Origin of the sequence: Streptomyces sp. NK08204 (genome assembly GCF_020400585.1) — a bacterium.
Lineage (GTDB): Bacteria > Actinomycetota > Actinomycetes > Streptomycetales > Streptomycetaceae > Streptomyces.
Genome location: NZ_JAINVF010000039.1, coordinates 1 through 14,439 on the forward strand (window position 1 = coordinate 1; position 14,439 = coordinate 14,439).

10 protein-coding genes and 3 pseudogenes are annotated in these 14,439 nt (G+C 71.3%); 7 read left to right on the forward strand and 6 right to left on the reverse strand.

What is annotated here, in order from left to right:
• Window positions 1-584 precede the first annotated feature (584 nt).
• Complete coding sequence (locus K7G59_RS32960; protein ID WP_225840370.1) at window positions 585-848, reverse strand: hypothetical protein; 264 nt, start codon at window positions 846-848, stop codon at window positions 585-587.
• A 276-nt stretch (window positions 849-1,124) separates the two neighbouring features.
• On the opposite strand from K7G59_RS32960, the gene K7G59_RS32965 reads away from it, so the two are divergent.
• Window positions 1,125-2,624 (forward strand): S1 RNA-binding domain-containing protein, encoded by a 1,500-nt coding sequence (locus K7G59_RS32965; RefSeq protein ID WP_225840371.1) that lies wholly within the window; start codon window positions 1,125-1,127, stop codon window positions 2,622-2,624.
• 9 nt (window positions 2,625-2,633) lie between these two features.
• On the opposite strand, the pseudogene K7G59_RS32970 reads toward K7G59_RS32965, so the two are convergent.
• The 3 genes and pseudogenes from K7G59_RS32970 to K7G59_RS32980 form a co-directional block, all read right to left on the reverse strand.
• Window positions 2,634-3,065, reverse strand: a pseudogene (locus K7G59_RS32970) (3'-5' exonuclease); the annotation flags it as partial.
• Window positions 3,066-3,198: 133 nt separating this feature from the next.
• Complete coding sequence (locus tag K7G59_RS32975) at window positions 3,199-4,104, reverse strand: hypothetical protein (protein ID WP_225840372.1); 906 nt, start codon at window positions 4,102-4,104, stop codon at window positions 3,199-3,201.
• A 126-nt stretch (window positions 4,105-4,230) separates the two neighbouring features.
• Window positions 4,231-4,671 (reverse strand): hypothetical protein, encoded by a 441-nt coding sequence (locus tag K7G59_RS32980; protein ID WP_225840373.1) that lies wholly within the window; start codon window positions 4,669-4,671, stop codon window positions 4,231-4,233.
• 362 nt (window positions 4,672-5,033) lie between these two features.
• Here K7G59_RS32980 and K7G59_RS32990 point away from each other — a divergent pair.
• A pseudogene (locus K7G59_RS32990) lies at window positions 5,034-6,066 on the forward strand (FtsX-like permease family protein); the annotation flags it as partial.
• A 212-nt stretch (window positions 6,067-6,278) separates the two neighbouring features.
• On the opposite strand, the gene K7G59_RS32995 reads toward K7G59_RS32990, so the two are convergent.
• A complete protein-coding gene (locus K7G59_RS32995; RefSeq protein ID WP_225840374.1) occupies window positions 6,279-6,581 on the reverse strand; it encodes a hypothetical protein in 303 nt (100 codons plus the stop codon).
• Between the two features lie 70 nt (window positions 6,582-6,651).
• Window positions 6,652-8,094 carry a PLP-dependent aminotransferase family protein gene (locus K7G59_RS33000; protein ID WP_225840375.1) on the reverse strand — a complete coding sequence of 481 codons (1,443 nt, stop codon included), beginning with the start codon at window positions 8,092-8,094 and terminating at the stop codon, window positions 6,652-6,654.
• Window positions 8,095-8,140: 46 nt separating this feature from the next.
• Here K7G59_RS33000 and K7G59_RS33005 point away from each other — a divergent pair, with 46 nt between their 5' ends.
• The 5 genes and pseudogenes from K7G59_RS33005 (at window position 8,141) to K7G59_RS33020 (ending at window position 14,425) form a co-directional block, all read left to right on the forward strand.
• Window positions 8,141-9,331, forward strand: a complete 1,191-nt coding sequence (locus K7G59_RS33005; RefSeq protein ID WP_225840376.1) for an MFS transporter — start codon at window positions 8,141-8,143, stop codon at window positions 9,329-9,331.
• A 503-nt stretch (window positions 9,332-9,834) separates the two neighbouring features.
• A pseudogene (locus K7G59_RS35175) lies at window positions 9,835-9,933 on the forward strand (GNAT family N-acetyltransferase); the annotation flags it as partial.
• Window positions 9,934-9,936: 3 nt separating this feature from the next.
• Window positions 9,937-10,059 (forward strand): hypothetical protein, encoded by a 123-nt coding sequence (locus K7G59_RS35180; protein WP_308295118.1) that lies wholly within the window; start codon window positions 9,937-9,939, stop codon window positions 10,057-10,059.
• 162 nt (window positions 10,060-10,221) lie between these two features.
• A complete protein-coding gene (locus K7G59_RS35185) occupies window positions 10,222-12,486 on the forward strand; it encodes a VCBS repeat-containing protein (RefSeq protein ID WP_308295119.1) in 2,265 nt (754 codons plus the stop codon).
• A gap of 1,006 nt (window positions 12,487-13,492) precedes the next feature.
• Window positions 13,493-14,425, forward strand: a complete 933-nt coding sequence (locus K7G59_RS33020) for a sigma-70 family RNA polymerase sigma factor (protein WP_225840377.1) — start codon at window positions 13,493-13,495, stop codon at window positions 14,423-14,425.
• Window positions 14,426-14,439 lie beyond the last annotated feature (14 nt).

Sequence of the window (14,439 nt, forward strand, 5' to 3'; positions counted from 1 at the left end):
GTCGTACGCCTGTGGTCCATCCCCGCCGCCGTGGCCCTGTGGGGGTACCATCGCGCTGCGCGCGATGCAAGCGAACTCGGGTGCTGCGCACCCGAGTTGCGCTCCCGCTCCGCGGGAGCGTTGACGGTTCGCTGCGCTCTCCGCTCAATTCACGGGCGCAGCCCGTGAATTGCCACTCCTTCCGCTTTGCTCCAGGAGTGGCCGGCCCGCAATGCGGGCCGGAGCCCGGGCTGCGCCCGGCTGATGGCTTCCGCTGCGCTCCAGCCATCCCGCGCTACCGCGCGGGTGACGGGCCTTCGGCCCGCGCGGCGGCTGGAGAAGTGGGATGGGTTGCTCGCCTTGCCTAGTACGAGCAGATCTGAGGCTGAGTCAGAGGCGGCTCTTCGGGATGCGGTGTGACTGTGAAGGGGCTGGGGTTGTGCTCTCTCCGGTACGGTGGAGATCCGAGCGGGCACTCTCGGCTGGCGCTTCAAAATGACATCTGGATCGATTCTGGATCAGGGCTTCCTTGCCTCTACCCTGGCGCGCTGCTGTCGCCGACCGCTGAATCCGGGTGACGCCTTGCTGCTCGCTTGCCGGGGGTGTCAGCTGCCCAGCCTGCTGAAGGCCCAGCGGAGCATTTCCTGGTCCTGGTGGTCTCGGCCTGTTCGTTCAAGTGCGGTCATGGTGTGGGCGGTGAGCCGGGCCCAGTTGCGGAAGTTGCCGTGTGCCGCGTGGCGGTCGGCAAAGGCGATGTCCGCCGGATCGGTTCTCGCCCAGATCGGATGGTAGAGCGGGATGACCTGCTGAACTTCCTCCAGGTGGAGCTTGGTGATGTGCTGCCAGATGAAGATGCGGGAGGAGGGCATCTGCTCCTTCCGCAACACGGTGTGTGCTCCCTCGCCGCCTGCGAAGATAATCGCGATCTGCGTGTACGGGTCATCAGGTCGATCGATCAGCGACGGTCGATGCGAGTGACGCGATCGCACTGGTCGGCTGCCTTGGATAGACCAGCCCGGTATCCCGCTTGCAGAAGGTGATCTCGATGGCCATCCTCGAAGGCGGCGATGCGCCGCCCCCGCCCTACGCTCCCGATCACGAGATCGGCCGCTGAGCGAGCATCGTCAACAACCACGGGGAGCAACGTGCCGCCTTTCATCTACCGGATCACCAAGTACGACCCTGCCGACCGCGACGAGCACGGCAGCTACGTCGGCGCCGAAGCCTCGACCAGCGACCACGGACCGGTCGAGGCTGCATATCTGCAAGCGATTGCCGCCTTCGCCGAGGACACCGGCATCGACCACCTGGCCATTCGCGAACCGGGGATCTCCGGCCTTGCCCACTTCGGCCTGGAGCCGACGGTCGACGGCCACGGCCTTGCCGGGCTCTTCCCACCCGACCTCAGCGGGTTCCACGATGGTGCAGAGGTGCCCGTCTCCCTCGGCCTGGAGCTGGTCAGGAGCATGCTCCGCGACAACGGTGCCTGGTGCCGTCTGGCGGTGGAGGACAAGTTCGACGTACAGGTCGGTTGGGACCAGTACGTCTACATCAGCAGCGACAAGCCCTGCGAGCGCGCCCTTGCCCGCACCCGTGCTCTCGGTCTCTTCCCGGAGCGGCTGGAGGCCTCGCCCTACGACACGGACTTCGACGAGCCCGGCGTGCAGCGACCCGCCGACGAGGACTTCTGGGCCAGTCTGCGCTGGTCCATCGCCATGCGGCAGGCAGCGATATTGGAGGAGGGGTACCTCCACAATGCCTCCCGCTGGCATCGCCTCACCGAGGGCACCCTCGATGCTGTACGCGCCCGGCTCACCCCTCGTGCCCGGTTGACCATCTGGCCGGACCTGTCCACCGATGTCGACGCGGTCCTTGCCTCGCTCCCCGAGGAAGGTCCGGTGGAGTTCGTATGGGAGGACGAGAACGGGGTTGTCTCCAGCACAATGGCCGACGAGTCCGAGTACCGGGAACTGGTTGCCCAGGTGGCTGGCGCCCGTGCGGCTATGGCCCTCCCCTTGGCACTCGACGACCGCCACCCGCTGTTCACCGCGGTCCTGCCCGACAGCGACGGCGTCCTGCGCGCGCGGTGGCAGACCGAGCCGACGCCGAGTGACCGGAACTGGGCCTTTCTGAAGAGTCTCCGCCGTGGACAGACCATCACCGGCACAGTCACGGAGATCGCCAGCTTCGGTGTGACCTTTGTGGACATCGGCGGATTCACGGCGATGATCAACATCCCCGAGCTGTCCTGGCGCCGTTTCGATCACCCTTCCGACGTCGTCGCCGTCGGCCAGGAGATCTCGGCCGAGATCCTCGACGTCGACCTGGTGCGCGAGCGTGTGCCGCTGTCCTTGAAGGCACTGCAAGAGGACCCGATGCCGCCGTTCGTACAGCAGGTCGGCCAGACGGTGACCGGCGTCGTGACCAAACTCGTACCGTTCGGCGCCTTCGTCCGCATTGAAGACAGGGAGGACGGCCTCGAAGGCCTGGTGCACCTCTCCGAGCTGGCCGAAGGACACGTGGTTCGGCCCGAGGACGTGGTCCAGGTCGGAGACACACTCACGGTGAAAGTCGTGGAGGTCGACCTTCCACGGCGTCGGATCACCCTCTCCCACCTACAGGCGCTCGCCCCCGGAGAGCGCTGACCGCCGCGGTCATCGCCTCCGGGGAATGAGCGGCCAGGCCGGCTCGACGACTGCCGTCGGATCCGCGGTACGCCGCAGATAGGCCTGCAAAGAGGCCGACTGTTCAGCCGCCGCACGCACCTGAAGGCCGTGCAGATCCGCCAATGGCATCAGGCCGACGGGCTGGTGCTTCACACCTCTGCGTCGCACCACGCGGGCGGCAGCCACGGCATCTGCCCTCGCATCGTGCGCATCATCGAGCGACACCCCGTAGTGAGCACACAACGCGTGGAGGGCCCGCTTGCCCTTCCGGTACTCATCGATGTGCTTGTCGATCACGAGCAGACCGATGACGGGCGAAGGCACCCTGCCCATCCGCTCGCTGATCGACTCGATCTCGTAGCGTCGACACTCACGGTCCAGCAGCGACAGGTCGTAGCGCGCGTTCATCACCACCAGAGGCGGGGGCCTCCCCCTGAGTGGTGGACACGCTGATACTGGATGGCACCGCCTTGGCCGACACCAACAACCGCGCACTGGCGGAGTACGCCGGGGAGTGAGGGCACAGGACCGCAGCGCGGCCCGCCAGATGCGGTCAGCGGCTGGCCAGCTTGGTGACGAGCTGCTCGATCTGGGCGGCCTGCGCGTCACGCTCCGCCTTGAGCTTGGCGAACGCCTGCGGATGCTGGGCGATCGCGGCCTTTTGGTAGTCGGCTTCGACGGCGAACCAGATCCCGACCAGGTTGGTGCGCGTCTTGCAGTTCACATCGGCCTGCGCCATGCGGATCTCAGCGGCGTCCGGCTTGGGCTTCTTCACGGACGGCAGATCCGCTCCGGCCTCCATCGGGTTCGGCGCGCTGAACCCGTCGCCGCGCATGCACTCCGACCAGCGCCCGAAAACCTCCTGCACGCGCGGATCAGCCATCGAGTGAGCGAAACTCTCTCCCTTGGTCCGCGCGGCGAGTTGGGACGTGCCGCCGCTTGAGCCCTGCCCGCCCGTATGAAGTGAGCTGAGCTCAGAGTTGACCTTGCCCTGGCATCCTCCGGTCGGCACCGCCTGCCCGTTCGATCTGGTCATCGGCTTGCCGACGGCGTCCCGGCCTAGCAGCACGGCGTTCTCCGCCGGGGAGAGCGTGGCTTGCGGGGCAGCAGTGCCGCGTCTGGGCAGGTGGTATCCCCAGGTGCTGACGCTTGCCGGATCGGTCACGCCGTAGCGACGGAACATGATGGAGTCGGAGGGCGAGACGACCGGACTCGGCGCGACTGGCAGGTCGAAGCCGTACTGCTTCATGCACACAGCGACCTTCTCGGCGTTCAGCCACTTCAGTTCGGCCGCCTGCTGGGGTGTGAGCATGTAGTCCGCGATCGGCAACCGGAGCGTGGCAACCTGCTTGGGGCCGGGAGTGGGCGTCGGTACCGCAGCGGGTGGCAGCGCGGAGGCGGGCGGCGACACCGCCTTCTCGGCGGAGCACCCACTTGCCGCCAAGGCGATCAGCGCCATCGCCAGGAGCCGCCTTCGGCGGACTCTCGCTGCGGCAGTCACGGTTCTTCTTCTCCTCCGAGTCGCGAGGCGCCCTGCCCGCCGGTGTCAGCCGACGGGCAGGTCTTGGGCATGGGACGGGGACCGTCAGACGGTGGGGCAGTAGGAGCGCGAGGCATCGTCCATGGCGATCGACGCTTCGTTGTTTCTCAGCCACGAGTTGAGGTTGCCGCCCATGTCGGGGCTCAACCAGTTCTCGTCTCCCACGTAGTTGGGGTAGACCCAAATGCCCACGTCGCAGGCGCTCGCGTTCTCGGCGGATGCGGCGTCGTTCCTCACGGGGTTACCGTCACTGAAGTTACCGGACAGCGTGGGAACGCCCAGGGCGCTGCTGGACCAAATGCCGCCGCCAGCATTGGGGCTGTAGTAGAGACAATAGTAGGCCCCCGGCCTGTTGTAGCAGGTGTACGTGTGCCAGCTGTCGATGTTGACGTAGCTGGCGTTGGCCTGCCCGGCCAGGCCGCCGAGCGCAAGCATGGCGGCCGCGCCGACCACGGCGACGCGTGACCCTGTCTTTTTCACGGACATTTCGAGTTCTCCTCCGTTGGGCAGGTCGGGTGGTGCGGCGTCCGGTTCCTGGGCTCAAGAGGGCAGGCTGAAGCGGCCCCCCTCGGTGGGAACAGTAGATCTTGAATCGAACCGGTGTATGTACGGTTTCGGCCAATCCGGTGGCCGATCCGATGGTCAGCGCGGTCCCCGGCGCCGAGGCAGAATTGCTGCTCCCGATGTGCCTCACCGGGCAGCGTCAGGACCGCTGACGGGCGGAGGCGATGCTCGCGCAGGTCGGCCTCGCCGACAAGGCGAAGCGCCGGCCCAGCGAACTCTCCGGCGGCCAGCAGTAGCGCGTGGCCATCGCCCGCGCTCTGGTCACCAGCCCGGGCGCGGTGTTCGCCGACAAGCCCACCGGCGCCCTCGGCACCGCCGCCGAGGTCCACGGCCTGTTCCGGCACGCGGTGGACACCCCCCGGGCCACCGCCGTCATGGTCATCCACGACCCGGCTGCGGCGGCCTGGGCCGACCGCCTGCTGATCGCCGCCCTGGTCACCATCTTCACGGCGTCCGGCACGGTCGCGCTGTTCCTCGCCCGGCGCGCCCGGGAGTTCGCGCTGCTGCGCGCCGTCGGTGCCACGCCGCGGCAGATCCGCCGTGCGGTCGCCGCCGAAGCGCTGCTCCTCGCGCCCGCTGCCGGGCTGGTCGGCTGCCTGCCCGGGATCGGGCTCGCGCACTGGTGGTATGTCTCCTGAATCCCGCTCGTCGTCACCGTCGGCATGGGGCTGCTGACCGCGCTCGCCGCCGGCTCCCCGCCGCCTGTTGGGCCGGGATGAGGCGGCCGACGCCGCCCTCGGCGTCGTCATGCTGTTCATGCTCGCCGTCGCGCTGCTCGGTCCGCGGGTGGCGCGGCTGTGCGCGGCGCTGTTCGGTCTTGCGCTGCGCGGCCGCGGTGCCGCGGCCGCGCTAGCCGCCGCCAACTCCCGGACGAATGCCCGTCGGCCGGCCTCCGCGATCACCCCGATCGTGCTGGCCGTGGCCTTCGCCTCGACGCTCGTCTTCATGCACACGAGCGAGAGCCACGTCGCCGCCGAGCAGCTGCGTGCCGGCGTCACCGCGGACCCCGTCGTGACGGCACCAGGCCAGCCCCGAGGTCGTCGCCGTGTACGGCCGCGGACTCGGCCTCGCGGGCGTGACCATGGATCGCGCGTCGCTGACCGCCCATGTCACCTCATGCTTCGACAGCACGCTGCTTGGTACGTGACGGACACGCGCCCCACTGGACAAGGTCGCCGCCGCGTCCAGCTACGCGGTCGCGCAGATCACCGACCGCGAGCTCAACGCCTGGTCGACTACACGATGGCCGCAGGCCTGGGCGGCTTCGCCGTCGTCGCCGTCAACACCCTCGTGATGACCGTCCTCGACCGTCGCCGCACTACGATGCGCGCCTGACCGGGGGAGGCCCCGTACGTACGTGCCTCCGCTGGTGTACGCAGCTTTCGTCGGGGGCGCGGTGGAAATGGGTTCCGCCTCGCTGGTGAGGAACTCCCGGCTGCTTCGCGGCGGAGTCGGTGGAAAGCGATACACGGCCATGTCGGCGGGGGCGGCGGTGGGTGAGCCGGGCCGTGAACACCGACTTGTCGACGTCAGCGGCTTCCGACCGGGCGGGCGAGTTCGGCGAACATTCCTGGGCGGCCGGGGTCGGTTGTGCCCAGGTGCGCGGCGAGGGCGTGAGCGAGCTGGGCATCGACGTCGGCCTGGACGTACGCCTCGGTTCGGCGGGTCAGTTCATGGCCGGGCAGCGTCATCACCCTGGCGGAGCGGCTTCCAGCGGGTCGAGCTCGCACGCGGCGGCGGCCTCGGGCCTGGACGGCGTCGTCGGTGTCCGAGTCGTAGACGGTGCCCGGGGCCGCGGTGGCGAGCAGTTGGTCGATGCGTTGCCGCTCCACGAGCTCCGCCCGGCCGCGTTCGAGGTCGTGCTCAACGCGGGTGATCTGGGTGGTCGGTGTCGGCTGGTGTTCACGCTCGGCCCGTGTGGCGGTCCCGCGGACCCGTTGCGGTGCCCGAGAGCAGGTCGCCCACGTCGGCGACGGCGGCGGTCACGGCGTCGTCGCCGACGTTGCCGAAGCCGAGGACGAGTTGCGCGGGCGCGGTGTTGCCCGAGGCGCGGCACGCGCTCATCCCGTACAGGCCGACGGATCGTTGCCGGGCCTCGGCCACGACGGCCTGCTCGTCGGCCGCCGCACCGAGGTGGGCGACCAGATGGAAGCCTGCCGCCGCCCCTGTCACCGTGACCTGCGGCGCGTGCCGGGCGAGCGCCGCGACCAAGGTGGCGCGCCGGGCCGCGTACCGGGCGCGCATCCGGCGCAGGTGCCGGTCGTACCGCCCGGACTCGATCAGCCGCGCCAGGGCAAGCTGATCCAGCATGGGTGAGCCGCGGTCGCTGAGCTGCTTGTGCTCCGCGACCGCGGGAACGAGCGCCGGCGGGCACACCAGCCAGCCGAGCCGCAACGCCGGCGCGAGCGACTTGCTCACCGTGCCGGTCGCGATCACCCGGTCCGGGGCGAGCCCCTGGAGTGCGCCGACCTGAGCCCGGTCGTAGCGGAACTCCGCGTCGTAGTCGTCCTCGACGACGAAGCCGTCCCGGCGCACTGCCCAGTCGATGAGTGCCAGCCGCCGTTCGGGGGCGAGTACGACCCCGGTCGGCCACTGGTGCGCGGGGGTGACGACGACCGCGCGGGCGTCGGTGGCGGCGAGCGCGTCGACGTCGATGCCGCGGTCGTCCACCGGCACGGGGACCGCCGACATGCCTGCCCATGCGGCGGCGGAGCGGATGGCTGCGGGCGAGCCCGGATCCTCGAAGGCCACCGTGCGTATCCCCGAGCGGGCCAGCGCGTGCAGTGCCAGAGCGAGACCCTGCGCGTATCCGGAGCAGACCAGGATCTGCTCGGGGTCCGCCGCGCAGGCCCGCACCCTGCGTAGATATCCGGCCAGGACGTCCCTGAGTGCGGCGCTGCCCCGGGCGTCGCCGTAGGCGAGCGCCGAGCCGGGGGCGGCCCGGGCGGCCTCGCGCATGGCCCACAGCCAGTCGGTCATGGGGAAGGCGCGCAGGTCGGGAACGCCCCACCGGAAGTCCGCCAGCAGTTTCGGCGGCTCGTCGGTCGGCTCTGTGCGCGGCTGCGGGTCCTGTGCGCCGGCGGCGACCCGGGTGCCGGAGCCCGCCCGGGTCACCAGGTAGCCCTCGGACTGCAGCTGCGCGTAGCACTCCTGCACCAGTCCCCGGGACAGGCCCAGGGTGCGCGCGAGGGCCCGGGAGGACGGCAGGCGTTCGCCGCTGCGCAGCCGGCGGCTCCGCACGGCGTCCCGCACCTGCCGTTCCACCTGGGAACGAAGCGGCTCACGGCTGTCCCGGTCGATCGTCAGCAAGAGGTCCGGAGCGCAACCGGACCATTCCAAAGACATGGAACTGGAGCTTACTGACGGGCAGTACGCCTCCTAGGTTCGCCGCATGACCTCCTCCGTCCACCGGCAGCGGGAGGCCGCCGGCGTCCGGCCGCGGCTGGTGACTCCCGCGCTGCTGCTGCGTTTCGTCACCGTCATCGGCTCGTCGGCCAGCTTCTTCCTGCTGCTGTCGGTCGTCCCCATGTATGCGCAGAGCGCGCCGGGCCGGGGCAGTGACGAGGCCGGTGTGGTCACCGGTTCCCTGATGCTGACGACGGTCGTGGGCGAACTGGCCACCCCCTGGCTGGTCGGCCGCTGCGGCTACCGTCTGACGCTCGGGGCGGGGCTGTTGCTGCTGGGTGCTCCGGCGCTGGTGCTGACCGTCTCGCGGAGCATGGTGTGGATCGTGGCGGTGTGCCTGGTGCGCGGTCTCGGCTTCGCGCTCACGGTGGTCGCGGGCGGGGCGCTGACGGTGTCCCTCATCCCGCCTGAACGGCGTGGGGAGGGACTGGCGTTGACGGGCATCGTGGCGGGCGTGCCGTCGCTCGTCGGGCTGCCGCTGGGGGCCTGGTTCGCCGCGCGCACGGGGTACGGGCCGGTGTGCGCGGCGGCGGCCGTGTTCGCGCTGGCCGCCATCGTGGCCGTACCGGGGCTGCCCGACCGTGGGCCGACGTCGGGACCGTCCCCCGGGTTCCTCGCCGGGGCCCGTACTGCCGGGCTCCTGCGCCCCACGGCTGTTTTCGCGGTGGCCGCGCTGGGAGCGGGCACCGTCGTCACGTTCCTGCCGCTGGCCGTGCCGTCGCGGTACTCGGCGTGGGTCGCCGCGGCCCTGTTCGTTCAGCCCTCCGCCGCGACCGTGGCCCGCTGGTTCGCCGGCCGGCACAGTGACCGGCACGGGGCCGCCGGGCTGATCGCGCCGGCGCTGCTCGCTTCGGCGGCGGGGATACTCGTCACCGCCCTGACGGACGTGCCCGTCGCGGTCGTGGCGGGGGTGGCCGTGTTCGGGGTCGGCTTCGGCGTCCTGCAGAACGCCACCATCACGCTCATGTACTCCCGGGTGCCGTCCTCCGGGTACGGCACGGTGAGTGCCTTGTGGAACTTCGGCTACGACGCGGGCATGGGCGTGGGAGCGGCCGGGTTCGGGGTGGTGGCCGGTCTGACGGGCTACCCGTGGGCGTTCGCCCTGACCGCGCTGCTGATGCTCAGCGCCCTGGGCACGGCGTGGAGCGACCGTGCGGCGGCGCGGGAGGAGCGGTGACGGCCGGCGCCAGTGGGGCGGTGGTACGCCCGCCCTCCTGCTGTCCTCTGCGTGCAGCAGAGCGCCCGCATCAGGAAATCCATCGAAGCCTCGGGCGGCTTCGCCGTACGGCATCGGCGCCGCGGAACAGGCCGAGTCCGCCTGCTGGTTCGCGGACCGGGACCGGCCGGCCGGGGCGGACAGGTCCACCGGGGTCGGCGGCGGAAGTCCCGTCGACCGGCCACCCGCGGGGGTGACGGCCCGCCTCCATGAGGACACCTCCAGGAAGGAACAGCTGGTGACCGCCGTACGTGTTCGTGAACTCCGCGAGAGCGACTGCCCGGCACTGATCCACCGGGTCGACGACTGGTGGGGGCGACCGGTCTCCTCCATGCTTCCGCGGCTCTTCCTGCGCCACTTGCACGCGACCAGCCTGGCGGCGGTCGGCGACAGCGGGGAGCGCGTCGGATTCCTGGTCGGCATCGTCTCGCCCTCCGAGCCGGGGGGAAGCCCACACCCACTTCATCGCGGTCTCCCCGGAGCACCGTCGGTCCGGTCTCGGCCGGAGCCTGTACGAGCGGTTCTTCGCACTCGCCCGGGAGCGGAACTGCCGAACCGTCACCGCCGTGGTCTCCCCCGTGAACACCCGGTCCCAGCGCTTCCGTCTGTCGACGGGTTTCCAGCCGGTCCCGCTGGAGGGCTGGGACGGCCCGGGCGAGGACCGCATCAGATTCTCGTACGCCCTGTGAGAAGACCCTGCGCAGCCGGGGACCGCAACCGTCCGGCCTCGGAAGGAGATCCCGCCACGTCCTCACAGCGGTCGACCGGGTGCCGTGAAGTCCGAGCTTCACTCCGTTCATATAAGATCCACCCACTTTGATCACCAAGTCTGGAGTCTGGGGGGCCAGATCGTGAACTCGCATGTCTTCAAAGGGGCTTTCGCCCTCGTGCTGAGCGGCAGCCTGGTGGGGGCGCTGTCCGTCGAGGCGGTGGCCGCGCCGGTCGCGGGTACTACGGCCGGGTCCGGGGTGGATGCGGCCTCGGTGGTCACCGATCCTGTGCAGCCCGGCGTCTGGGGTACGGCCGGCCAGGTCGCCCCTACCGCTCAGCACCGCGTCCTGAGCCTGCAGGCCCGGGCCGACGGTGCCCTGGTCGCCCTGCGTGACGAGCCGCAGGATCCCGCGCAGAGCGTGGAGGTGCGCCGGCTCACCGTCCAGGTCCGTCCGGCGGGCAGCACCGCATGGGCCGCGCCCCAGACGCTGTCCACCGCCGCCGACTACGTCCTCGACGACGGCAGCACCCTCGCCCAGCAGGCCGACGGCTCCTTCGTCGCCTACTGGCGCGAACGTCTCGGCGGAGGCAAGAACATCCTCAAGGCCGCCACCCTGGCCCCTGGCGCCACCCGCTGGTCCGACCCGGCCACTGTCGGCACCCTCAGCTGGATCGACGCTCCTCCCGTGGTCTTCGGCAGCGCCACCGGCCGGCTGACCGCCGTCTGGGCCACTCCGGTCGTGGGCGGCCGGGAGCTGCTCATGTCCGAGCGGCCGGCTCCCGGCGAAGCCTGGTCCGAGCCCACCGTGTTCGACACCGTCAAGAGCGACAGCGGCACCGAGGACGGGGAGTGGACCCTGACCGGGCTGCACGCCGCCGTCGACAAGGCCGGCAACGAGGCCGTCGCGTGGAACCTCGACGACGGCCTGCGCGAGGGCGGCGGCCTCACCTCCGCGGACGGAACCTCGTACTACTCGCGGATCATGGAGCGCAAGGCCGGTGCGACCACGTGGGGCGCTGCCGAGGACCTGACCCCCCTCAGCGGCACCCGGCCCGGGGCCCTCCGCCTCGACGCCGACCCGGCCGGCGGCCTCACTCTCCTGTGGGCGAGCGGCGGCAACGGGCCCATCCGCTTCGCCCGCAAGAGCGCCCCCGGTGAGGCGTGGAGCGCCTCCGAGCAGACGCCGCTCACCGGCTGGTACGGCACTCGCGCGCTGCCCCGTCCGCTGACCGCCCCGAACGGCGACGTCACCCTCGTCGACGGCGCCAGCAACGCGGTGGTCTCCACCACCCGCTCCGCCCGCACCGGCGTGTGGGGTGCCGTCGAACAGGCCGACGACCGGCGGCCCGTCGGCTCTGCCCACTATGCCGTCAGCTCCGGGATCGCCGCCGACGGCACCGTGCACGCGGGCTGGGCCGTGTCCATCGGCAACGGCACGTACCGGTTCGTCTCCGGCTTCCGCACCCGAGGCGGCTGGTCGGCCCCCAGGACGCTGGGCACCACCACCGGCTACCGGACCATCGGCGGCGCCGTCACGGTCGCGGGCACCCGCCCCACCGCGCTCTGGTACGACAGCTCCGCCCTCGGCGGCCCGCTGTACACCGTCTCCGGCACCACCCGCCCGCTGCCCCGCGCCCGTGACTACGGCGACGACCGCCGGGCCGACGTGCTCGGCCTGAGCGGCAGCACCCTGACCCGGTACGACGGCGACGGCGCGGGCCACCTCGCCGCGGGCTCCGTACACAGCGGTGCGGTCACCGCCGACTGGCCCTCCGGCACCCGGTTCACCGGCTTCGGCGACCTGAACGGGGACCGCCTCAACGACGTCCTCGCCGTGCTGCCCACGGGCGAGGCCCGCATGTACGAGACCCCGGCGGGCCGGCTGCCCGCGCCGACGTCCCCGTACAAGAAGACCGGCAGCGACTGGCGCGGCTACGACGTGCTGACCGCCCCCGGCGACCTGACCGGCGACGGCCGCACCGACCTGCTGGCCCGCTCGGCCGCGACCGGGGACATCTACCTGTACGCGGGTGGCGGCAGCGCCGGTTTCGCCGCGCGCGTGAAGATCCGGTCCGCCTGGAAGGGGTACACCCGGGTGATCGGTGCCGGGGACCTCAACGGCGACGGGCACGGGGACGTGCTGGCCCTGGACGGCTCCGGTGAGCTGTGGCGTTACAACGGCACCGGGACCGGCAAGCTCGCCGACCGCGTGCTGGTCTTCCGCGACTGGGGCAAGACCTACCGCCAGGTGCTCGGCGCCGGCGACCTGAACGGCGACTCCAGGGCCGATCTGCTCTCCGTCGACTCCGACGGGGTGGCCTGGCTCAACCCGGGCACCGGCCATGGCACCTTCGGCAGCCGGGTCCGCGTCGGCTCGGGCTGGGGCAGCCGCACCCTTTCCTGACCGGCGGCCCCCCTCGCGGGACGTCGTCGGACGGTGCAGCGCCGTCCACGGCGAGGGCGGCGCCGGTGGCACAGCCCCCCCGGGGCCTGGCCCAGGGCGGTGAGGGAGCGCTGGAAACCGACCGGCGCTTCGCCGTCGGCCTCGTTTCCCGGGCAGGTCCCTGGGGCAGCCCGACGAGCGCGGAACCGGCCATCGCCTGCAGGCCGAAGTCCGAGCCGGCCGGGTCCGTTGATGCCCGAGCCGATGCTGCTCTCCGGCCGCCCGCGCCCGTGCGGCGGCCGGCGGCCTGGGCAGCGAGGAACACCGAAGGGACGTCCACGGCGAGCATCCGGCCCGGTCCGGCGGCGGACACCTCCGCCGGCGGGCCGTGGGCGAGGAGCCGCGTTGCTCACCAGGATGCCGGTGGGCCCGGTTCTCGGGCAGCCGGGGCGGTTCGCGGCACCACGACGGGGCCCCAGTCGGCGGACAGTCCAGCGTCTGTCATCCGGCCGTTTCCCGGAGCGCTGAGCAACTGCTGTCGAAACCCGTCCACACAGCCACCGCGCCGGTCCGGCGGCTGCCCCGGTCACGAGTGCCGGTGCCGGTCAGGTCCTTCGTCGCTCCGGCGTGGACGGGCTCGTTCGACGACTCCGCCTCGTCCAGGGCCTGGAGCCCCGTGAGTTGGCGTACGGGGGCCCGGTGGGATAGAGTCGATCTTGAGCGCGGCACCCGGAACCCGGGACTACGCGCCTCGCGTTGGTGGTCCAAGGAAAGATGCCCCGCTTCCTGCGGGGAGATGCAGGTGCAAGGCCTGCCCGGCGCTCCGATCGAGCCCCATTCCGCTGTGTGCGGGGTGGGGCTCTTTGGCGAGGGCAGGGATGCAGAAGCGTGCGAGCAGGGGCGGGACGTCCGTCTGGTAGCGTGCGTTCGCCCGCCCGGGCAGGTCACAGTTGCCGGTCCTCGCCTGTCACATTGCCAGGCTCCGGCCTGTCAGACATGTGAGGGACCGGTGGGAGAGTGTGACCCGATGAACGAAAACGAATGGCTGGCCGCACGGTTCGAGTCCGACCGTCCCCGGCTGCGGGCGGTGGCGTACCGGGTGCTCGGCTCGGCGGCGGAGGCGGACGACGCCGTCCAGGAGGCCTGGCTCCGGATCAGCCGCTCGGACGCCGCCGCGGTGGAGAACATGAGCGGCTGGCTCACCACCATTGTGGCCCGGGTGTCGTTGAACATGCTCCAGTCCCGCAAGTCGCGCCGCGAGGAACTGGTGGACGTCCCCGAGGACGGCGGCTCGCACCGCCCGGACACGGTGGCGGACCCTGAGCAGGAGGCGTTGCTCGCCGAGTCGGTCGGCACCGCCATGCTCGTCATCCTCGACACGCTGACGCCCGCGGAGCGACTGGCGTTCGTACTGCACGACATGTTCGCGGTGCCCTTCGAGGAGATCGCGCAGATCGTGGACCGTACTCCGGCCGCGGCCCGCCAGTTGGCCAGCCGCGCCCGCCGCCGCGTCCAGCGGCAGAGCGTCGTCGACCCAGCCGCCCCGGATGCGGGCCCGAGGACCGTACCGGTCCAGGAGGAGGGCGTCGACACCTTCCAGGAAGGCAAGGCCGACTTCATCCGCGCCTTCCTCACCGCCTCCCGCGAAGGCGACTTCGAGGCGCTGCTGGCCACGCTCGCCCCGGACATCGTGGTCCGTTCCGACCAGGCGGCCATGCGGATGAGTGTGGCCACGGGGATGGGCGTGGCCGAGGAGATCCGCGGCTCCGACGCCGTCACCCGCGCCTTCGCCAAGCTCTCCTGGGCCCCGGTGCCGGCCCTCATCGACGGCTCCGACGGGCTGGCCTACGTCCAGGACGGCGTGCCACGGGCCGCGTTCCGCTTCGGCATCGCCGACGGCCTCATCACCAGCATCGACATCCAGGCCGACCTGACCGGCATCGACATCGTCCTGTGCTGAACCGCCGCGGCACC

Bases quoted from the DNA above. Each gene is read 5' to 3' on its own strand.
- K7G59_RS33000 (WP_225840375.1), bottom strand. From the start codon at position 8,094: ATGTCTTTGGAATGGTCCGGTTGCGCTCCGGACCTCTTGCTGACGATC.
- K7G59_RS32980 (WP_225840373.1), bottom strand. From the start codon at position 4,671: ATGTCCGTGAAAAAGACAGGGTCACGCGTCGCCGTGGTCGGCGCGGCC.
- K7G59_RS32975 (WP_225840372.1), bottom strand. From the start codon at position 4,104: ATGGCGCTGATCGCCTTGGCGGCAAGTGGGTGCTCCGCCGAGAAGGCG.
- K7G59_RS32960 (WP_225840370.1), bottom strand. From the start codon at position 848: ATGCCCTCCTCCCGCATCTTCATCTGGCAGCACATCACCAAGCTCCAC.
- K7G59_RS33020 (WP_225840377.1), top strand. From the start codon at position 13,493: ATGAACGAAAACGAATGGCTGGCCGCACGGTTCGAGTCCGACCGTCCC.
- K7G59_RS33005 (WP_225840376.1), top strand. From the start codon at position 8,141: ATGACCTCCTCCGTCCACCGGCAGCGGGAGGCCGCCGGCGTCCGGCCG.